Source organism: Pantoea sp. OVA07A (assembly GCF_019969975.1).
Lineage (GTDB): Bacteria > Pseudomonadota > Gammaproteobacteria > Enterobacterales > Enterobacteriaceae > Pantoea > Pantoea agglomerans.
Genome location: NZ_JAHXYM010000004.1, coordinates 198820 through 219262, shown reverse-complemented (window position 1 = coordinate 219262; position 20443 = coordinate 198820). Strand labels below are relative to the sequence as shown.

The 20443-nt window shown below is 53.5% G+C and carries 18 protein-coding genes and 1 tRNA gene; 15 read left to right on the top strand and 4 right to left on the bottom strand.

Annotated features, from left to right (window positions below):
* Nucleotides 1-118: 118 nt before the first annotated feature.
* Nucleotides 119-1990 carry a penicillin-binding protein 2 gene (gene mrdA, locus LC417_RS14775; protein WP_223566077.1) on the top strand — a complete coding sequence of 624 codons (1872 nt, stop codon included), beginning with the start codon at nucleotides 119-121 and terminating at the stop codon, nucleotides 1988-1990.
* Nucleotides 1991-2016: 26 nt separating this feature from the next.
* Here mrdA and LC417_RS14770 read toward each other — a convergent pair whose 3' ends face one another.
* Entirely contained in the window at nucleotides 2017-3336 is a 1320-nt protein-coding gene (locus LC417_RS14770) for a PAS domain-containing methyl-accepting chemotaxis protein (protein ID WP_022623862.1), read from the bottom strand.
* Between the two features lie 223 nt (nucleotides 3337-3559).
* Here LC417_RS14770 and LC417_RS14765 point away from each other — a divergent pair.
* The 5 genes from LC417_RS14765 (at nucleotide 3560) to LC417_RS14745 (ending at nucleotide 7490) form a co-directional block, all read left to right on the top strand.
* Nucleotides 3560-3635, top strand: a tRNA-Phe gene (locus tag LC417_RS14765).
* Between the two features lie 475 nt (nucleotides 3636-4110).
* The gene (locus tag LC417_RS14760; protein WP_089414922.1) at nucleotides 4111-5076 is read left to right on the top strand and encodes a sensor domain-containing diguanylate cyclase; all 966 of its coding nucleotides are present in this window, start codon (nucleotides 4111-4113) and stop codon (nucleotides 5074-5076) included.
* Nucleotides 5077-5822: 746 nt separating this feature from the next.
* Complete coding sequence (locus tag LC417_RS14755) at nucleotides 5823-5987, top strand: general stress protein (protein WP_004571242.1); 165 nt, start codon at nucleotides 5823-5825, stop codon at nucleotides 5985-5987.
* A gap of 503 nt (nucleotides 5988-6490) precedes the next feature.
* Nucleotides 6491-6973, top strand: a complete 483-nt coding sequence (locus LC417_RS14750; RefSeq protein ID WP_111534623.1) for a ferritin-like domain-containing protein — start codon at nucleotides 6491-6493, stop codon at nucleotides 6971-6973.
* Between the two features lie 10 nt (nucleotides 6974-6983).
* Nucleotides 6984-7490 carry a ferritin-like domain-containing protein gene (locus LC417_RS14745; RefSeq protein ID WP_033758779.1) on the top strand — a complete coding sequence of 169 codons (507 nt, stop codon included), beginning with the start codon at nucleotides 6984-6986 and terminating at the stop codon, nucleotides 7488-7490.
* Nucleotides 7491-7570: 80 nt separating this feature from the next.
* Here LC417_RS14745 and treF read toward each other — a convergent pair whose 3' ends face one another.
* Both treF and LC417_RS14735 read right to left on the bottom strand, forming a co-directional pair.
* A complete protein-coding gene (gene treF, locus LC417_RS14740) occupies nucleotides 7571-9229 on the bottom strand; it encodes an alpha,alpha-trehalase TreF (protein WP_050442323.1) in 1659 nt (552 codons plus the stop codon).
* Nucleotides 9230-9580: 351 nt separating this feature from the next.
* A complete protein-coding gene (locus tag LC417_RS14735; protein WP_010671088.1) occupies nucleotides 9581-10438 on the bottom strand; it encodes an SDR family oxidoreductase in 858 nt (285 codons plus the stop codon).
* Between the two features lie 98 nt (nucleotides 10439-10536).
* Here LC417_RS14735 and LC417_RS14730 point away from each other — a divergent pair, with 98 nt between their 5' ends.
* The 8 genes from LC417_RS14730 (at nucleotide 10537) to LC417_RS14695 (ending at nucleotide 17518) form a co-directional block, all read left to right on the top strand.
* Nucleotides 10537-10917 carry a helix-turn-helix domain-containing protein gene (locus tag LC417_RS14730; RefSeq protein ID WP_010248931.1) on the top strand — a complete coding sequence of 127 codons (381 nt, stop codon included), beginning with the start codon at nucleotides 10537-10539 and terminating at the stop codon, nucleotides 10915-10917.
* A 781-nt stretch (nucleotides 10918-11698) separates the two neighbouring features.
* Nucleotides 11699-13111 carry a cytochrome ubiquinol oxidase subunit I gene (locus tag LC417_RS14725; protein ID WP_010671087.1) on the top strand — a complete coding sequence of 471 codons (1413 nt, stop codon included), beginning with the start codon at nucleotides 11699-11701 and terminating at the stop codon, nucleotides 13109-13111.
* A gap of 1 nt (nucleotide 13112) precedes the next feature.
* A complete protein-coding gene (gene cydB, locus LC417_RS14720) occupies nucleotides 13113-14117 on the top strand; it encodes a cytochrome d ubiquinol oxidase subunit II (RefSeq protein WP_010248926.1) in 1005 nt (334 codons plus the stop codon).
* A gap of 1 nt (nucleotide 14118) precedes the next feature.
* Nucleotides 14119-14292: a DUF2474 domain-containing protein gene (locus LC417_RS14715; RefSeq protein ID WP_010671086.1), complete on the top strand. Its 174-nt coding sequence runs from the start codon at nucleotides 14119-14121 to the stop codon at nucleotides 14290-14292.
* A 218-nt stretch (nucleotides 14293-14510) separates the two neighbouring features.
* Nucleotides 14511-15380: a helix-turn-helix domain-containing protein gene (locus tag LC417_RS14710; protein ID WP_010248922.1), complete on the top strand. Its 870-nt coding sequence runs from the start codon at nucleotides 14511-14513 to the stop codon at nucleotides 15378-15380.
* A gap of 218 nt (nucleotides 15381-15598) precedes the next feature.
* The gene (locus LC417_RS14705) at nucleotides 15599-15793 is read left to right on the top strand and encodes a hypothetical protein (RefSeq protein WP_010671084.1); all 195 of its coding nucleotides are present in this window, start codon (nucleotides 15599-15601) and stop codon (nucleotides 15791-15793) included.
* 330 nt (nucleotides 15794-16123) lie between these two features.
* A complete protein-coding gene (locus LC417_RS14700; RefSeq protein WP_031594222.1) occupies nucleotides 16124-16906 on the top strand; it encodes a siderophore-interacting protein in 783 nt (260 codons plus the stop codon).
* 72 nt (nucleotides 16907-16978) lie between these two features.
* Complete coding sequence (locus LC417_RS14695) at nucleotides 16979-17518, top strand: PadR family transcriptional regulator (RefSeq protein WP_033772563.1); 540 nt, start codon at nucleotides 16979-16981, stop codon at nucleotides 17516-17518.
* A gap of 8 nt (nucleotides 17519-17526) precedes the next feature.
* Here LC417_RS14695 and LC417_RS14690 read toward each other — a convergent pair whose 3' ends face one another.
* Nucleotides 17527-17823, bottom strand: a complete 297-nt coding sequence (locus tag LC417_RS14690; protein ID WP_010248912.1) for a SelT/SelW/SelH family protein — start codon at nucleotides 17821-17823, stop codon at nucleotides 17527-17529.
* A 239-nt stretch (nucleotides 17824-18062) separates the two neighbouring features.
* Here LC417_RS14690 and LC417_RS14685 point away from each other — a divergent pair, with 239 nt between their 5' ends.
* A complete protein-coding gene (locus LC417_RS14685) occupies nucleotides 18063-20435 on the top strand; it encodes a TonB-dependent receptor domain-containing protein (RefSeq protein WP_223566076.1) in 2373 nt (790 codons plus the stop codon).
* The last annotated feature ends 8 nt before the right edge of the window (nucleotides 20436-20443 follow it).

The window sequence follows — 20443 nt, the reverse complement described above, 5'->3', positions numbered from 1 at the left end:
ACATCAAATGACACACTTTTGGTCAGGCTTGTGCATCTTCGCGCTGGCACGCCCGCGATCGCGCTTTATCATGGTGCGCAATAACAGATAATAATTAATCGCCTGATAATGCCCCCTGATGAACTTTCGTAACTTCCAAGCTGAAGAGAAGCTGTTTGCCCGCCGCGCTGCAATAGCCTTTGCTCTGGTCTGTCTCTGTTTCACCATTCTTGGCGTAAACCTTTTTCGCTTACAGGTGCGTGATCATGGCTATTACCAGACGCGCTCTAACCAGAACGACATCAAAATGATCCCCATTGCGCCGACGCGTGGGCTGATTTATGACCGCAATGGCATTCCGCTGGTGCGAAACGTCAGCTGGTACGCCATTACGCTGACGCCTTACAAAATCAGCGACATGGACGCCACGCTGCGGGCACTCACGCCGATCGTTAATCTGACGCCGGACGAAATCGACACCTTCCGCCATGCGCTGAAGCAGACCAGCCGTTACAAGCCGGTGGTGCTGAAAGAGGAGCTGACGGAAGAGCAGGTCGCCCGCTTTGCGGTCAATCAGTTTCACTTCACCGGCGCCAGCATTGAGACCTACCAGGATCGTGAATATCCTTATGGCGCGGATCTGGCGCATGTGATCGGCTATGTGTCGAAAATCAACGATAACGACTATAAACGGCTGAATGCGGAAGGCATCGCCGAAAACTATGCGGCTGACCATAACATTGGTAAGCAGGGGATTGAGGGCTATTACGAAGCGCTGCTGCACGGTAAGCCGGGTTATCAGGAAGTGGAAGTGGATAATCATGGCCGCATTGTGCGGGTGCTGAAAGAGGTACCGCCGGTCGCGGGTAAAAACCTGACGCTGACGCTGGATCTGCACCTGCAACAGTATGTGGAAAGCCTGCTGGCGGGGCAGCGTGCGGCGCTACTGATTGAAGATCCGCACGACGGCTCCGTGCTGGCGATGGTCTCCAGCCCCAGCTACGATCCCAATCCGTTTGTGAAAGGCATCAGCTATCAGGCCTATAAAAAGCTGCTACAGGATAAAGACCTGCCGCTGATTAACCGCGTCACGCAGGGACTCTATCCGCCCGCCTCCACGGTGAAGCCTTACATGGCGATGTCGGCGCTGCTGACTCATGTGATTACGCCGCAGTCGCAATTCTTTGGCGCACCCACCTGGACGCTGCCAGGCACGGACCGGCGCTATCGCGACTGGAAAAAAACCGGACACGGCATGCTGGATGTGACGCGGGCAATCGAAGAGTCCGCCGATACCTTCTTCTACCAGGTGGCGTTTATGATGGGCATCGATCGCATTCACACCATGCTCAGCCAGTTTGGCTATGGTAAATCGACCGGTATCGACCTGAATGAGGAGTACAGCGGCTTACTGCCGAGCCGGGAGTGGAAGCAGAAGGTGCATAAAAAGGCCTGGTATCAGGGTGATACGGTTTCAGTCGGTATCGGACAGGGTTACTGGATTGCGACACCCATTCAGATGGTGAAAGCGATGGTGGCGCTGATTAATAACGGTCGGGTCATTGCCCCCCATCTGCTGGAGAAAACCCAGCGCGGCACGCTGGTGGAGAGCTATCATCCGCAGCAGCATGAAGCACAGATTGGCGATCCTCATTCACCTTACTGGTCGCTGGTACGCCACGCGATGTTTGGCATGGCTAACGCACCCAACGGCACCGGTTATAAATATTTCCACACGGCACCCTATGGCATCGCCGCGAAGAGCGGGACGTCGCAGGTGTTCAGCCTGCGCCAGAACCAGACCTATAACGCGAAGATGATACCGGTACGGTTACGTGACCATATCTTCTACACCGCCTTTGCGCCCTTTAATGACCCGAAAGTGGCGGTAGCGTTAATTCTGGAGAATGGTGGCAACGAAGGAATTACTGCGGCACCTGTAATGCGGGCGATTCTGGATCATATCTTTATCCCGCCGGTGCCAGAAGCGCCGGTTCAGGCAACACCTTAAAAGGGGGCGGTTGCCCCCGCAGAGCGTCAGACTTTAAGCGTTTTGGTCACCTGGCCGATGGCGCGTACTACATCCGTTGCGCCTTCACGGATTTCCGCAATCACGCCGCCCGCCTCCTGGGCCAGCTGTACGCCCTGATCGGCGCGCTTCAGGTTGGATTCAATCCCTTTCAGTGCCCGGCTCGCCAGCTGATGGTTTTGCTGTATCCGATTTTCGATGTCGGTGGTGGCGCGATTGATGTTTGCTGCCAGCGTGCGGACTTCATTAGCCACTACCGCAAAGCTGCGGCCATGGGTTCCTGCCCGTGCCGCTTCAATAGCGGCATTCAACGCCAGCAGGTTAGTCTGATCGGCTATCCGGCGGATACCTTCTACAATCGCGCCGATACGCTCTGAGGATTCACTCAGGCCGGTAATATCACCGGAGATCCCCTGCAGTTCACCCGCCAGGGCGTTCATGGTCTGCACGCTGCTGGCGATAACATCGGCACCCAGCTTTGTGCTTTCATCCGTTTGCAGCGCGGTGTGATAAGCCCGCTGTGCCGCATCATGTTCCTGCTGATTCTTTTCCACCTGCGCGGTCACATCGGTGGCGAATTTCACGATTTTGTAGAGCCTGCCCTGTTCGTCAAAAACCGGGTTGTAGGTGGCGCGCAGCCAGATAGTCTCACCCCGTTTATTGACCCGGGGAAACTGACCTGAGACAAATTCGCCGCGGTTCAGCTGCTGCCAGAACTCGCTATATTCGCGGCTGTCGCGCAGCGCCTGCGAGCAGAAGCGACGGTGGTGAACACCTTCTACCTCCTCACGACGATAACCCATGGTTTTCAGGAAGTTGTCATTGGCTTTCAGCACTTCACCTTTGAGGTTAAAAGCGATCACCGCCATCGACCGTTCTATGGCGGTGGTGATGGCGCGCTGCTCCTGCGCATCGTTGATATGATCGGTGATGTCGGTTGCCAGTTTGACGATTTTAATCACCCGGCCATGGCGGTTCTGCACCGGCACATAGTTGGCTTCGAGCCATACCGGTCGGCCGTTTTTCGCCACGCGCAGGAACTTATCGCTGAAGCTTTCGCCCCGGTTCAGTCGCAGCCAGAAATCCTGATAGTCCCGCGACTTAAGCTGCTCGGCGGTACAAAACAGGCTGTGGTGCTGGTCTTCGATCTCCGCCAGCGTGTAGCCCATGCGCGCCAGAAACAGCGCATTCGCGCTGAGAATGGAGCCATCGGGAGAGAATTCAATCATGGCGATGGAACCGTTGAGAGAGCTCAGCGTTGCCGCTGAGTGTGAACGCTTTTGCCAGCTGTGACGGGAAGCGATACCTGATGTAATGGTGGAAAACATGGCGATCCTTATTATTAGTGTTGGTCTCGCATGCTATATCGGCAATTTCGCCTCACAATGCAGACTCTGCCTGCTTTCTGACTAAAATATATCCGGCCAACAGAGAGGTTTATGGCGGCAGGTCAGACCCACTCTTTGGGTTGATGGAAAAGCGGTCAGTCGATTTGATTTTGGTGAAAAGCGTTTGACGCTGCCGGGCCGCTTTGGTTTAATGCGCCCCGTTGCCCGAATAGCTCAGTCGGTAGAGCAGGGGATTGAAAATCCCCGTGTCCCTGGTTCGATTCCGGGTTCGGGCACCATCTTTAAAGAACCCGCCTCTGGCGGGTTTTTGTTTATGTGGCGAACCCGTTATCGAAGGTTCGATTCACTCGCCACATCCCTGTGGCTCGCCCTTCGGGCCGCGCTGGCACGCGATGCAAAAATGCTCCCGGCATTTTCGGGTTCGGGCACCATCTTTAAAGAACCCGCCTCTGGCGGGTTTTTGCGTTTATGGGGCGAACCCGTCATCGAAGGTTCGACAGACTCCCGCCATTCCCGAACATTCCGAATTTCGCCTCTCCCGCGCCCATTCCACTTCTCAACCCTGTAGCAACACAAACAGATTTCATGGCGAAACCAATTTGCCGCTTCGCCTCTGTGCTGCGTTGCCAGACTGGTACCGCCTGATATCCTGTCCAGCCTGCAATTGACCGCGGCTAATCGTGTTTTATAAGCCACCCTTTACAGAATCAGCCTGACAGGCACAATACCCCTTTTTCCTCCTCTTACACGGTTATGTCAGAAGAAGCGCTGCGTCTGCAGATACAGAACCTCAAAAAGCACAATGCGCGTCTGAAGCGTATAGCGCATGACGCCCGCACAAAACTCAATGCGGCGCTGGATGGTACCGGGCTGTTCCTGTGGCAGCTGGATATTCCCAGCGGCAAACTGGTGATCTTCAACCGGCGCTGGGGGGCGATGCTGGGCTTCCAGCCGAAAGAGACCGACGCCAACTTTGAATCCTGGAAAGAGAGCCTGCATCCCGATGATGCCGCCGACGTTCTACAGGCATTCAACGACCACATCGCCGGGAAAGCGCCTTATTACGAGGCTCTGCACCGCATGATCGCCAAAAATGGCAGCATTACGTGGGTGCTGGACCGGGGCCGGGTCAGCGAATGGAATGCGCACGGAGAGCCGGTTAAAGTGATCGGCACTCACATCGATATGACCAAAGAGAAGCAATATGAGGAGCAGCTCGCCCTGCTGGCGCTGCACGATCCCCTTACGCTGCTCAACAATCGTCATGCTCTGCAGAATTATTTCTGTGAAATGAAAGCTCAGGGACCGCTCTGCGTGGTCTTTATTGACCTGGATAACTTCAAACACGTCAACGACACCCTGGGGCACCGCAGCGGAGATGAAGTCCTCATCCAGTTAAGTCAGCGGTTTACGGAACTCTCTCCGGCAGAGGTGATCATTGGCCGACTGGGCGGCGACGAGTTTGTATTGTTAATACCCTTGGCGCTGAACCATCCGCGGGTAAAGACACTGGCGCACGCCTGTCTTGACGCGGTAATGACACCTTTTGATATGGCAAACGGGCATGCCCTCATTGGGGCGTCTGTCGGTGTGTCTCAGGCGCAGGACAAAGATGACTTTGATACTGCACTGCAGCGTGCTGATGAAGCGATGTACCGCATCAAGAAAAATGGCAAGCGCGGTGTCGCTTTTGATTCCACTTTTCCCGACTCCCTCTGACTCTGATGAACAGGGCATATGTTTTGCCTGCCATTAACGCACAATCTCCCCCTCATGGCTTTGCGCCATCTCATTCATAACGTTGAGTTCCCCTTTTCGCAGGCATGCAAAATTTATGCGTATCCCCGCAGAAAATGCTTTTTAGTACTATTCCGAAAACCCGTTTTTTGCCCTCAGGAAGCAGAAATTCATCCGCTTCGCTTAGATTCAAATTTCATCGCTAAATCTGACCTCTCTTTTTAATAAAAATTTTCATTAAATCAGCAGAATTGATCGTTTATTGATCGATTCCGGCTATTTTTAACTGGTGCCATCAATGCGTCACGCTTCGCTTATTTTTGACGTAAAAGCAGGGTTTTAAATTTCTATTTAGCGCTTCGCTTGGGGAAATTGATCGTTTGTTGATCATCTTCACTACCTGATGTTGATTAATCTATCTATTTACCGCTTCGCTTATATTTTTTTCAATTGGACTTTTTTTGAAAAAGATCGATTAATAGGGCGCGGCGATTTTCGTTATAAAGATTTTTCATGCCGCGGCTCTTTTATGAATTGAAAAGAGCGATGGTTGGAATCCGTTATCATTTCGGTTGAGGGTAGTACGATCATTAAGCCAGAACTGTGACGGGTTTTTTATTTATCTCACTTGATCGGTCCGATTTTCTGTCTACATTTATGTTGCTGAATCGGCCTGATGAAGCGTTAACTGTGCAAATTCCAATTTTTAAAATTCAAAGAGGACGCATATGACTCAATATCGCGGTGGGGCCGGGAATTTTGCGGCCGACAAAGAGCGTGCTGCTGAAGCAGGACGCAAAGGAGGCCAGAAAAGCGGCGGTAACTTCAAGAACGATCCTGAACGTGCCATTGAAGCGGGGCGCAAGGGAGGTAAGGTTAGCCGCCGGAGCTGAACGTCTTTAACACTGCTGTGACGGCAGGGTTACTCTGTTAGCCGGGCATTTTGAATCTGTTTAGTTCCTCGTGAAGATAATTACACCTTGAATTATGTCATTGCTCCATCATTGGCAATGGCGGGAGCTGTTAATTGAACCGGAAGGGTTTACCCTTCCGGTTTTTTATTTCCGATCGATTAAAGCTATACGGTTAAATACAACTTTGTACAGGTAAGTTTTTGACTGGTACTTTTTTATGCAGTTAATCTTAAAAAATGTATACAACGATTTATTACTTTGTACAAAATCCAGCGCAGCTAACGAAGCGGCAACGATAAAAACATTATTCAGCTAAATCTTTGCTGTAAAAAGGAAAATGCATTTTATATGCCACTTTTGTCTTAAATTCATACTGATGCTGCGTGCGATATTAAGAATCTCCACTAGACTTTTCAGGTGTCAACGATATGACTGGCGCTGCGTTATTACAGACGCAGCTTTTTAATCAATGAGGCTATCTTATGACAGTGAAAACGTTAAACGATCTGTTCATCCATGACTTATCCGATGTATACAGCGCTGAGAAGCAGATAACCCGTGCATTGCCTAAAATGGCGCGTGCAGCCAGTGACGAAAATCTTATCGCTGCGTTTAATCAGCATCTGGAAGAGACCCGTGCTCAGATTGAACGACTCGACGAACTGGTGGAAGTAACACCTGAAGTCAAAATCAAACGAATGAAATGCCATGCGCTGGAAGGTCTGGTTGAAGAAGCGCAGGAAATTATCGACTCGGTCGAGAAGGGCGAGATTCGCGATCATGGACTGATCGGTGCGGCGCAGAAAGTTGAGCACTATGAGATTGCCACCTACGGTACCCTGCATGCGCTGGCGCTGAAGCTGGGTTACACCAAAGCCGCACAGCTGCTGGAAGAAACCCTGAATGAAGAGAAGCAAACGGATGAGAAGCTCACCTCGGTAGCTGAGTCTATTACCGTCTCTTGAGGAGCAACACATGACTGCGATTGAACATTATCACGACTGGCTGCGCGATGCGCATGCGATGGAAAAACAAGCAGAAAGCATGCTGAGCAAGATGTCAGGTCGTCTTGAACACTATCCGGCGCTGGAACAGCGTCTGGCGCAACATCTTGATGAAACTAAACATCAGCTGACTCTGCTGGAACAGCTGCTCGACAGCCACGGTATCGATCACTCTGTAATGAAAGATGCGATGGGCAAAATGGCAGCCACCGGCCAGGCCGTGGGCGGCATGTTTAACTCAGATGAAGTGGTGAAGGGCGCTATCAGTGGCTATGTATTCGAGAATGCCGAGATCGCCAGCTACACCAGCCTGATCGCCGCGGCTGAGCAGGTCGGTGATGCGCAGGGCGTACGCATACTGAATGAGATCCGCGATCAGGAAGTGGCGATGGCGGAGTGGCTGCTGCAGCACCTGCCTGAAGTGACACAGCAGTTCCTGCAACGTGCGTCACAACCAGGTACTGAAGCGAAGAAGTAGCGCTGAATAGCCTGCATGAAACATGAAAAAGCCGGGATAACCCGGCTTTTTGCGTTTTAAAGGTTTACCGGCTGCGATACTCAGTCAGCCATTAAATGCCCATACATCGTCATCAGCTTACGTGTAACGCCGTTAGTCCAGCCGAATCCATCCTGTAATGGATACTCACCACCACCGCCTGGGCGGGCGCGCTCGCCGCTGATGTCATACTTCTCTACCAGCTTATGGTGCAACTGATAGAAGTTGTTGACCGTGTTGAGCCAGTTCACTGCCACTTCAGTCGCCAGCGTCTCTTCACCGTAATTATTCAGGCCAACAACCGCCATCCACTGCATCGGTGCCCAGCCGTTGGGTCGATCCCACTGCTCACCGCTTTCCACCATTGAGGTCAGCAGGCCGCCGTTGCTCAGTAGCAAATGCCGTAGCGAGATCGATTGCAGGTGCGCCTGATGCGGCGTTGCAAGACCGACAAACAGCGGAACCACGGAGGCGACGGTAAAGGCACCGAAACGCTCCCGACGCCAGTCGTAGTCACGGAATACACCGGCGGTGCTGTCCCAGAGATAACGGGTAATCGCACGCTTGCGCGCTTCGGCTTTTTTCTGCCAGGCCAGTGCGGTCAGCTCTTCCCCTTTCGCGTGCGACAGGGTGGCGATCATCAGCTCCAGCTTGTACAGGAACGAGTTCAGATCGATAGGAATAAACTGCGTGGTACGGATGCTCGACAGCCGTTTCGGGTTACGCAGCCAGCGCGAGGAGTAATCCCAGCCCGATTCCGCTCCGGCACGCAGGTCACGATACACTTCGCTGGCCGGACGTTTCGATTCGCGGGCGGTTTCCACATCTTCGATCCACGACTCATCGCGCGGCGTATCGCGGTCATCCCAGTAGCGGTTCAGCAGTGAGCCGTTTGGCATCCGCACTACGTGACGATAAGCCTGGTTCGGCATCAGTGAACCGGCACCGTCCATCCAGAACTGATACTCCTTCATCAGCTGTTCCTGATAGCGCTTAGCACCGCGCACGCCATCTTCTTCGAACAGCTCAACCATCAGGGCAAACACCGGCGGCTGCGAGCGGCTGAGATAATAGGTACGGTTGCCGTTTGGCACATGACCGTAGTTATCGATCAGCCAGGCAAAGTTATCCGCCATGTGACGCAGCAGATCGTCGCGGCCGGATTCTGCCAGGCCTAGCATGGTGAAGTAAGAGTCCCAATAGTAGGTTTCGCCAAAACGTCCGCCCGGCACCACATAGGGTTTGGGTAATGGCAGCAGCGATGAGTGCGGCATATGCTGCTGCGGCATTTTGGTCAGAACCGGCCACAGGTCGTCGATATGCTCTTTGAGCGTTTTATCCGGGTTGGAGACATAAAAGCTTTCGTTTACGCCAGGCAGATAAAAGTGATCGGCGACAAAACGCGACAGGTCGAAATCACTGCTGCGTTTCTGTCGACGATAGCGCATCAGCACATCCAGCGGATCGTACTTGGGCGAACAGTCGGGGAAGGTTTTGCTGTCCTCGAAAATCCGCGACATCTGAACATGTTCAAACAGTTCCAGATAACGATCGGCAGGGGTCAGCGCATCCGGCGCTGGCAAGCCTTCAATCAGCTCCGGCTCCGGTTCAGAATCCTGCATGCGATCCAGCTTCAGTTCATGGGGATCGTATTGATACTCAACTTCCGCCCCGGCACGAACCTCTTCAAGTGCATTTTGTTGCTGGCGATGGGTATTAATAACGGCCTCCTGAGCGGTCGTGGTTGCACAAAGGACAAATTATAGACCTCTCCTCCCCCGGAACAACAATGCAGAATATCTATGAACGTAATAAATATTGTCGATTAATCGAGGTTTTTGGATAAATTCCAGACAATTCAACCAAATATAGCGCTGTTCACAAAAAACGCATTTCAGATGAATCTCTTAGCGACCTGAATAAAAAAATTTAACCTGAAGAAAACTGGCGTTTATTCACATTTTGTAAAAGAAACCGCAGCCGCAAAGAGTGCAGAAAGTGGCATACCCAACGGGAATTCGGGCAGGAGAGTGAGGTGAGCGGACCAGCTTGCCCGCTCATGAACGTCAGAATTAACGGTTCGCCAGCGCCGCGCGAATGACTGCCTGCCAGGTGGTGGTGGGGCGACCGATGAGCTGACTTAGCTGACGGGAGTCATCGAACAAACCGCCTTTCTCTGCACCGGCATCGGAATCCGCCAGCATTTCCGCCAGACCTTCTGGCAGGCCTGCGTTTTTCAGCGCCGCCGCAAACTCACTCTGAGAGAGATTGACGTAATCGACCTTCTCACCGCTCTGCGCGGCAATCTCCGCAGCAAACTGCGCCAGCGTGTAGCTGTCATCACCTGCCAGTTCATACACTTTGCCCGCCTGATCCTCACGGGTCATCACTTCTGCCGCCGCTTCAGCGTAATCCTGACGCGCTGCCGAGGCGATACGACCTTCGCCTGCTGCGCCAATAAACGCATGATGCGCCAGCGCCGGTGGGATGCTCGCTGCGTAGTTCTCGCTGTACCAGCCGTTACGCAGCAGGGCGAACGGGATGCCAGAGGCTTTCAGCAGCGCTTCTGTTGCACGGTGTTCAACGCCAAGGCCCAGCGGCGAGGTATCCGCATGCAGCAGGCTGGTGTAAGCGATAAAGCCCACGCCCGCCGCCCGAGCAGCCTCAATGACGGCTTTATGCTGCGCTTCACGCTGGCCCACTTCACTACCGGAGATCAGTAGCAGCTTATCCACGCCTGCAAAAGCGGCCTCCAGCGTCTCTGGCTGACCATAATCGGCCTGGCGGACAATGACGCCCAGCGCTGCGAGATCGGCCGCTTTGGCAGGCGTACGGACGGCGGCAACAATTTCTCCCGCCGGGACTTTTTTCAGTAATGCATCAATCACGAAACGGCCCAGCTGGCCGGTGGCACCTGTAACTGCAATCATGTTAATACTCCTGTGGCTGTTGGTGAAATTCAGACTAGTGTATAAACTAATTTTTAGTAAGTACTTACAGAATTGTTAGTTTGAGGTGGATAAGTTAAATGTCTGAAAAAATGAGTGAAAAATTTATCCGCGGCGAATTGCTCAACGTCAACTGCCCGTCACGTGACGTGCTGAAACGCGTAACCAGCCGCTGGAGCGTATTAATTCTGCTGGCCCTGCAGGACCAGACGCTGCGCTTCAGCGCGTTGCGCCGGACGGTCGGTGGCGTCAGCGAGCGGATGCTGGCGCAGAATCTGCGCTACCTGGAAGAAGATGGCTTCGTGCAGCGTATCGCCTACGATGTGGTGCCACCGCACGTGGAATATCGCTTAACCCCGCTTGGACGCGAAGTCGGTGAACAGGTTGTGGGGCTGGCTGACTGGCTGGAGCTGAACCTGAGCCGGATTCTGGCACAGCGCGAAAAATCTGCGGCAGAGTAAAATCACCCTGTATCAGCCGTCATAACGTGACGGCATGGGTATACTCGCTGCAAAATTTCTGACCCCATTTGTCTGTCATCTCACTTCCTGAAAGCGCGATAACGTAACGGCAGCGAAAATAATCCAGTCGATCTTTTCGCACGGTTGCTGGTTATTAAATCGTTTTATGAATCTCTGGCCCGGAATAATCGACTACCCGCAGCGCGCTGTTAATTCATACCTTCTTTTTGACTCATTTTATTAACATCTCTGATGGCGCTTAAAAGCGCCGTTCTGCGTTTTTTCTGTCAGAAGTTATAGCTGCATTAGCCAGGCAAAAGCAAAAAAGCAAACAAAGCGGCAGAGGTAACTATTTACTCTTTTAACCTGTTAAAAAATAAGGGTATTTAATTTGGAAGCTCTAAAATTTGACCTTTACTCAATCAGGGTTTATAACAAAATAGTGCCTGAAAACAGCCTGTTGAAGGCATTTTTCAGGCAAGGTTCGCTTTAGCGCTATCGATTTTTAAAGTACAAATTACCGTAACATTAACGACACATAAACACGCTCTGATTAACCTTTAGGCCTTATTTTTAAATAAATAATTCCCGTCAAAAACAATGATCAGAATCAATAAAGACTGTTATAGTTTTCATTAACCCCACTGTTTCTATTTCCTCGCCGCGAATAGTTTTAAATTTGCGGCGGGAATTTCAATAAGCGCAGAGAACCAGGCGCATCAGGCTTAAGTTGTTAATTATAAGTAAATACATGGTGTTCTATGTGGCAAAGAGGTAAGCAATGTTCGGATTAGATGCCTTTCATCTGGCCAGGATTCAGTTCGCATTTACTGTTTCCTTCCATATTATCTTTCCCGCCATCACCATCGGTCTCGCCAGTTTTCTGGCCGTGCTCGAAGGTATGTGGCTCAAAACCCGCGATCATACCTATCGCGATCTCTACCATTTCTGGTCGAAAATCTTTGCCGTTAACTTCGGCATGGGTGTGGTATCAGGACTGGTCATGGCTTATCAGTTCGGGACGAACTGGAGCGGCTTCTCGGAGTTTGCTGGCAGTATCACCGGTCCGCTGCTGACCTATGAAGTACTGACGGCGTTCTTCCTGGAAGCGGGCTTCCTGGGCGTGATGCTGTTTGGCTGGAATCGCGTGGGTCCCGGGCTGCACTTCTTTGCCACCTGCATGGTCGCCCTCGGTACGCTGATTTCCACCTTCTGGATCCTGGCCTCTAACAGCTGGATGCATACGCCTCAGGGCTACATCATTCAGAATGGCATCGTGGTTCCGCAGGACTGGTTCAAAATCGTCTTTAACCCCTCATTCCCTTATCGCCTGTTCCATATGTCTGTAGCGGCGTTCCTGGCGAGTGCTTTCTTTGTGGGATCGTCGGCGGCCTGGCATCTGCTGAAGGGGAATAACAATCCCGCTATCCGCAAGATGTTCTCAATGGCGTTGTGGATGGCGCTGATTGTCGCGCCGATTCAGGCGATGATTGGTGATGCTCATGGTCTGAATACGCTGGAACACCAGCCTGCCAAAATCGCGGCGATTGAAGGGCACTGGGAAAACCCACCGGGGGAAGCCACACCGCTGATCCTGTTCGGCATCCCCGACATGGAGCAGGAACGTACCAAATATGCGCTGGAGGTGCCTTATCTTGGCAGCCTGATTCTGACGCATAGCCTGGACAAGCAGGTCCCGGCGCTGAAGTCCTTCCCGAAAGAGGACCGGCCTAATTCAACGGTCATCTTCTGGTCCTTCCGCGTGATGGTGGCGCTGGGCCTGCTGATGATTACGCTGGGCGTAGTCAGCCTGTGGCTGCGTTTTAAAGGGCGTCTCTATGAGTCGCGTCCTTTCCTGTGGTTTGCGCTATTGATGGGACCGTCGGGTCTGATTGCGATTCTGGCAGGCTGGTTTACCACTGAAATCGGTCGTCAGCCGTGGGTGGTCTATGGCGTGCAGCGCACGATTGATGCGGTCTCGGCACATGGGGATATGCACATGAGCATCAGCCTGCTGGCCTTTATTCTGGTCTACAGCTCGGTGTTCGGCGTGGGGTATCACTACATGATGCGTCTGATTAAGCAGGGACCGGTTACCGGCGAAGGCCATATCACCGAAGAGGGTGGTCCTGGTCAGAAGAAAACCCCGGCGCGTCCGCTTTCCGCTGCCACCTTTAAGGATGGAGACCACTAAGATGATCGATTATTCCGTTATCTGGTTTGCGATTATCGTTTTCGCAACCCTGATGTATATCGTGATGGATGGCTTCGACCTGGGTATTGGTCTGCTGTTCCCGTTCAATAAAGATGCTGGCGAGCGCGACATGATGGTTAACACCGTCGCGCCGGTCTGGGACGGAAATGAAACCTGGCTGGTTCTGGGTGGCGCTGGCCTGTTCGGCGCGTTCCCGCTGGCCTATGCGGTAATTGCCGATGCGCTGTCGATTCCGCTGACCGCTATGCTGATTGGCCTGATTTTCCGTGGAGTCGCCTTTGAGTTCCGCTTCAAGGCGGTAGAAGGCCATCGGGCGTTCTGGGACAAGTCGTTTATTGCCGGTTCAGTCATCGCCACCTTCAGTCAGGGTGTGGCCGTGGGTGCGTTGCTGGATGGTATTCCTGTTGAGGGACGTCGTTTTGCCGGTTCCGCAATGGACTGGCTGGCACCGTTCCCGCTGTTCTGCGGCGTGGGTCTGGTTGTTGCCTACGCGTTGCTGGGCTGCACCTGGCTTATCATGAAGACCGAGAACGAGCTGCACCGTAAAATGTCTGCGCTGGCTACGCCGCTGGTGATTGCGCTGTTAGTGATTATCGGCATCATCAGCCTGTGGACACCGTTTGCGCATGCGGATATCGCGCATCGCTGGTTCAGCAAACCCAACCTGTTCCTGTTCCTGCCGGTTCCGGTATTGGTGCTGCTCTGTTCGTGGGGCATTGTGCGCGCCATTAAACGCGAGGCGCACTATTCACCGTTCCTGCTGACGCTGGCGCTGATCTTCCTGGGCTTCTCCGGGCTGGGCATCAGTATCTGGCCAAACATTATTCCGCCATCAGTGACCATCTGGGCTGCCGCCTCACCGCCGCAGAGCCAGGCCTTTATGCTGGTGGGTAGCCTGCTGATTATCCCGATGATCCTGGGCTACACCTTCTGGAGCTACTACGTGTTCCGTGGAAAAATCAAAGCAGACGCAGGATATCATTGATATGAAAAGCCTCAGCAGCATGAAAGACCACAATCACAATGAAGAAACGAAAGCGCCATGGTGGAAGCGTGTGATGTGGCTGGTGTTTATCTATGCCGCCAGCGTACTTGCGCTAGGCGTTGTCGCCTCGCTGTTCCGCATGATGATGACAGCGGCCGGAATGCGCAGTCATTAGTTGTCGCAGGCTCCGTCTTACAGCTATCCGGCGCAGTTTTTATCAATAATCAGAAGGCTGACGACAGTCAGCCTTTTTTAGTTAGTAACCTAAGCAATTAATGCGGAAACGCCCTGAACGGGCGCGCAATGCTTACCCTTTCCTTACACCGATTTGCGATTTTTGTTATCCTTTTGTAACTGAAATCCCAGTCCTAACCCGCGTCGTAAATCGCCATCATGCTCAGTCAGGCCATTAAAAAACAGCACATCAACGATCTGGTCGAGTGGATTGAAGCCAATCTCACCGACGATCTTAATATCGATCAGATTACCCTCAAGTCAGGTTATTCCAAATGGCACATGCAGCGCATGTTTAAGGAGATGACCGGACAGACCCTGGCGGCTTACACCCGTAAACGGCGTCTGACGATGGCCGCTATGGCGCTGCGTCTGACCCGCATGACGCTGATCGATATCGCCGTACGTTTTGGTTTTGATAACCAGCAAAATTTTACCCGGGTATTCAAAGGTCACTTTTCGCTGACGCCTGGCGCGTTTCGCCGTATTCCCCATTTGCCGGTTAAAAACTTCCATGGCCGCATTCTGGTGCGATCGCTGGCAGAGCGTGCAACGCTGGTGGAGCGTGAGGAAGAGCTGCATCTGTGCGGAGAAACGCTGGAGTGGGAGTGTAAGTTTGGCGATTACATTGCCGATCGCGATCACCGGGTGGCTGAACAGGCGCGGCAACTGGTGGCGCTGGCGGGCGGCCGCGTGTCGCAGGGCTGGTTAGGCTTTCAGTATGGCCCCGGCCATAGCTCTGCTGATCAGCAAAATATCAGCCTGTTTCAGGCGCTGGAGCCGCAACATGCCGGGCTGCTGGGTGACAACACCGCCAGCTGGAGCGAGGTTCGTGGACTCTATGCGTCGATCCGCTGGAGCGGCAGCCCGGAGCAGCTGACACGCTTTATCGAGGATATCTACTATCAGCATCTGCCAGCACTGGGTGTGTCACGTCGTCCCGGTAAAGATCTGTTGCGTCTCGATTTTGCGCACTGTAAGCCCGACTGGCTGAGCGGCGTTTTTTCTATTCCGGTGATGCAGGCGTAGCCAGCAGGGCAGGGTGTGTGGCTACCGACCCTGTTAATGCATAATTCGTGCGGTAAACCGTGACAAACCGCACGATTTTATAAAATAACTCGCCGTTCTGGCGTAAAATCCTCTCCCGAAACCCTGCCATGCCTGAATCATCGTGCATCTGTGCCAGGGCTGGAATATTTACCTGCATTTCAGGCCTTTTCTGGTCAAAAAAACAAACGAAGACAACTATGCGACGCTTAATGATTTCACTGATCCTGGCATTGCCTGTCATGGCGATGGCACAACAGGCTGAACCTTTTTCACCTCCTGCCGGACTGCATCCGCACTCTCAGGCCACCCAGCATGAAATTCTGGGTGATGGTGAGCTGCCGGAACACACCAGCAGCAATCCTTCCCTGTCCGGATTCAACGACACACTGTAAGTGGTCACGCGCTGCCAGAATGTGCGGCGCAACATCATGCCCGGCTCGTCAGGAGCCGGACAGTTTCCGCCTTCTCTGCCTGCCCCCGTAAACACGCCGCACCTGCTGCTTACCTCTCTCTGAACGCTATTATCAGGGCCGCTCTTTGCCTGCACCGTGCACACCCGTACAGGCATAAAATATATCTTAAGTCGCTGGATCGCATTTTTCGTTCTTGTAGTGAAGATATATCATAGCTAATCTTGGTGCTTCAGATGAGAATGATTGTTATTCCATGATTATCAGCATGCCTTGAGTCACGGGCATCCATCCCGTTTCAGGAGAGAAATTTTGCCTGTATCAGCCGATCAGCGTGTACCACAGCGCGTCCGTAATGAATTGCGTTTTCGCCATATCCAGGTCGCGAGTAAAACTAACATTGCCGGTAAATTCTGGCGCATCCGGTTCAGCGGCAGCGATCTGGCGGGCTTCACGTCGCCAGGCTTTGATGACCACATTAAGGTTTTCTTCCCTTCCGCTGAAGGGGCCACACTGGCTCTGCCACAAATCACCGATGCGGGGATTGTCTGGCCCGAAGGGCTGCGTCCGCAGGCGCGCGATTACACACCGCTGGAATTCGATGGTGAATCTTCACTGACCCTCGATTTTTATATTCATCAACAGGGCGTAGCCAGTGACTGGGCAACTCAGGCACAGCCTGGCGATCGGTTGATTGTCGGTGGGCCACGCGGTTCGCTGGTGGTGCCGACCGATTACGCATTCCAGCTCTACGTCTGTGATGAAACCGGGCTGCCGGCTTTTGCGCGCCGTCAGCGTGACGCCCGGGCGCAGGCGCTGCATCTCTATGCCTTTACCGATGAAGCGACGGGCCGCGACTATTTATCTGATACGGCTGATGTGACGACAAACTGGCTTGGCAGCGGCCAGATGCAGAAAGCGCAGCTCAGCCAGCTGATTGCCCGGCTGGATCAGATCTCTATCCCGACGGAAGATTACTTTATCTGGCTGACCGGCGAAGGTGAGTTTGTTAAAGCGCTGTGTGACTACTTCACGGTGCAGCGCGGCCTCAACAGTGACTTCGTGCGGGCGGTGGCCTACTGGCACCAGAAGTAAGCCGCTAAGGCAATTGAGTTTTGCCAGGCGGCGCACTACCATCAATCCCACTTTTTCGCAGCAGGGCAGGCCATGAAACAGCATCCGACTTCCACTTCATCTGACGATCAGACTGCGCGCGCAGGCAGTTGCAGCGGACGGCGCAAGCGACGTGAAAAGATGCTGGAAGCGAGCGAGATTCGCCTGCTGATGCTCCATTTCCTGGCGCAGAATGCCGCGCACGGCTATGAGCTGATCAAGTCTGTCGAGGAGCTGTCAAAGGGAGAGTATTCGCCCAGTCCGGGGATCATTTACCCCAACCTGACGCTGCTGGAAGAGATGGAGGCGATTCAGGTGGTGGATGCGCAGGCAACGCGTAAAGCCTACCGCCTGACGGCAGCGGGAGAGGCGCATCTGGCAGAGAACCGTGAAACGGTCGCCAGCCTGATTACACGGCTCTCTACGCTGGCGATTCTGGTCAATAACCGCAGCATTCCTGCTGTTGAGCAGGCGATTCATGGGCTGAAGGTCGCGCTGAACCAGCGGCTTGCGCAGGAAGATATCTCAGAAGCCGCGCTGCAGACGCTGATTAAGGCGCTGCACGACGCGGCAGAAAAAATCACCCACAGCTAATCGCGGAATTAGCTGACTTCAGTTTTGTGTTTGTCGATGTGACCCAGCGTACGATCCGGGAAGCAGATGTCCCGCACACGCTGTTTCAGCGTGGTCGCATCCGGGAAGCCACCATCCCGCTTACGTTCCCACAGCAGATGCTCATCCAGCGTAATCTCAAAGATACCGCCGGTGCCCGGTTTCAGCGTTACCTCCGCCAGATCCTCAGCGAACGTATGCAGAAGTTCCTGTGCCATCCACGCTGACCGCATCAGCCAGTTGCATTGCATACAGTAGTGAATAACAACCACAGGTTTTTGCGCCATAACTCTATTCCTTTACGTGTTGATAAATGCCAATGCATTCGGGTTAACAATTTGTGCGCTGTGGTTTATATCTAAATGTAAATAAGATTGATAATGATTATCAGTTGCATTAAATTCCGGGCGATAATTACTACACCAGCATGATGTTCTGACTTTTCACGGCTTTTATGCGGAGCCGTTTTACTGTTGCCAGCAAGCAAGTGAGCGAATACTAACAATTAATCAGGTAATTCGCGCCTATGTCACCACGTTTTCGGAGATTGACGCAACCGCGTCTGACTCAACTGGCGTTGCTCGCCACCTTCATCAATACCACCTGCACTTATGCTGCGGGCAGTGAATCTGCCACGCTAGCCCTTTCTGACCGCTATGGCAGCAGTGCCGAACCGGTAATGACGGTGACGGCACCGGAAATCAAAAAAACGGCAGGCAGTAAAACCTCGCTCTCTGCCGGCGATCTGCAACAGCGTGGTGCCACTGACTTTGGATCGATCATGCGCTATGAACCGCTGATCAGTGCTACCGGTACCCGTGGCGGTTCATCAGCCGGTAAGAGCGGTTTTGATCGGGCCGGTTATACCGGCTACAACATTCGTGGCCTCGAAAGCAACCGCGTCGGTCTGGATGTGGACGGCATTCCGTTGCCGCAGGCCACTGGCCGCAGCTATGCAGGACGCGCAGGTCTCGACAGCTTTGGCATTGGCCGCGATTACATCGATCCTTATATGTTTGGCCGTATTGAGATTGAGAAGGGCGCCACAGCAGTGGAACAGCCGAACACCTCGATTGGCGGCAACGTCTCGTTCCGTAATAAGTCTCCCGACGATTACCTGCATCCCGGAAAAGCGACCGCGTTCAGTTATCAGAGCGACTATGACTCATCCAGTCGCAGCTGGCATAACGGCATCACCGCCGCTGCCGGTGACGATGAACTGCGTGGCATCTTTGTTTACAGCCGCCGCGACGGTCAGCAGACCCGTAATAACAGCGGCACGCTGGATGCGTATCCCGCTAACTGGCACTCCGACGCCTTTATGACCTCCGGCATCTGGCAGCCCAATGATGCTCACAAGCTCAGCGCTACGGTCGATTACTATCACAAAACCCACCACAGCCATTACGACAGCTGGAGCACTTCAGGCAATACAGTCTGGGGGACGGCACAGCAGCAGAGTGATACCCGCCGCTGGGGCATCAGCCTGGCGGATGAGTACACCCCTTACAATGACCTGATCGACAGCCTGACGACCCGCGTTTACTGGCAGCAGACCCAGGCGCATGACAACACCCGCATGCCGTCGAGTGCCACCGCCAGGCAAACCGTCTATTCCGACTACAACAGCGACAGCTACGGTTTTGACACCCGCGCGCTTAAAAGCGTCGGGCGACATGAACTGAGTGCCGGGCTGAATGCGCGCCTGGTGGATACTGAGCGACCTTTCCGTCAGTCACCGCCAGCCAGTACTTTTACTGCGATCATGCAGCCGCAGGCTAACAGTCGCAGCTACACCGTGGGTGGTTATCTGCAGGATACCATCAGCTTCGATGCTGACGGACATCGGGCGGCCATCGTGCCGGGCGCGCGCGTGGCCTATCAGAACACCCGACCGCGTGATGTGGCGACGCTGACCACGAACAGTAGCGTGCTCGACGCCAGCGAAGTTTCAGCGCTCTATGGATCGCCAAACAGCGACACGCAGGTATTGCCGTCGATCGCCTTCCAGTACGATCTGACACCGAAGCTGATGACTTATCTGCAATATACCCGTGGCGCGCAGTTCCCCAACGATACGCAGCTTTATGGTTCATGGAACCTTGGCTCCAGCTATGCCGGCACCGCGCAGTATGCGCTGATTGGTAATGCAGATCTGAAAAACGAAACCAGCAACAACTACGAGTGGGGTGTAAAAGGAGAGGTGGCAAAAGGCGTCACGCTTAACGCTGCCGCTTTTTATAACGACTATAAAAACTTTATTGCCTTTACCCGCTACAGCCGGGCGGCTAATCCGGGTCAGTTCGTCAATGTGCCTGCCAACATTTACACCACCTATCAGGCGGAGAACCGCGATAAAGCCTACATCTACGGAGCTGAAATCAGCAGTAAAGTGAACTTCGGCAGCTGGTTCAGCGAGGTCGAAGGTCTGAGCGCCAATCTGGCATTTGGTTACACGCAGGGCGCGGCAAAGTCGAGCTACCTTGGTGACCGCTACATCGACCTTGAGAGTGTTGCCCCGATGAAAGCGATCGTCGGACTCGCCTGGGATGATGAGGCGCGCGGCTACGGTGCCGCCGTTACCGCTACCTTTGTCAAAGGTAAGCAAGCCAGCGCGACTAACCGCGAAAGCTTCGCTAACAACGGCAGCAGCCTGGCCGACTCCAGCACCGATTACATGCGGGTGCCGGGTTATGGCATGGTGGATATGACCGCTTACTGGCGTGTAGCGCACAACGTCAGGCTGAGTGGCGGGCTTTACAACATAACCGATCGCAAATACCGGGATTACCTCAGCAGCCGTGAACTGACCAGCGCCACTCAGCAGGAGCGCAACGATCAGGCACTGGCCGTGATGCCGGGCCGTACTTTCCAGTTAGGTGTTAACGTCGATTTTTGATAGCCGTC